The sequence below is a fragment of the Candidatus Brocadia sapporoensis genome, from assembly GCF_001753675.2.
GTDB classification, from domain to species: domain Bacteria; phylum Planctomycetota; class Brocadiia; order Brocadiales; family Brocadiaceae; genus Brocadia; species Brocadia sapporoensis.
The window spans coordinates 3,483-3,911 of the sequence record NZ_MJUW02000047.1 but is presented as its reverse complement, the minus strand read 5'-3'; the positions used below and the strand labels follow the sequence as shown (position 1 = coordinate 3,911).

Below are 429 nucleotides of genomic sequence, written 5' to 3'. Positions count from 1 at the left end.
GTTCTCTGTGTTGCTATTTCCCTCCTGGGAGGGGTTCTTCTTCAAATTCCCCTCTTGGGAGGAGCCATGGGTGTGTTCAGGCAAATTGACAATATTCAAGCTATAATCTTCCTTCCCAAATTCACACCTGCCGAGCAACATCTTTGGAATCTTTTTTATGGTGATATTGGCGTAACGATTTTCGCAAACCTCCTGGAAGGATTTACAACAAATCAGGAGGCTTTCGTCCGGTTTCATTTCTTCGTGAATCTTATCCAGAAACTGTACCGTAACAAACTGCGTAGTGATAAAAATATAATCCTTTTCAGTGGAGCGGCCCTGTTTCCAGTAAATATGCTCGTCCGGGCAGTATCTAAAGCCTTCGTGCTTTGCCATCAACCCACCCCTGTTTCCCCTCCGAGGAGGGGACTTTTTTATTCCCCTCTTGGG

1 pseudogene is annotated in these 429 nt (G+C 45.5%); it reads right to left on the bottom strand.

The annotated features are described in order from the left end of the window. Nucleotides 1-375 (bottom strand): annotated as a pseudogene (locus BIY37_RS13650) (site-specific DNA-methyltransferase); the annotation flags it as partial. Between the last annotated feature and the right edge of the window lie 54 nt (nt 376-429).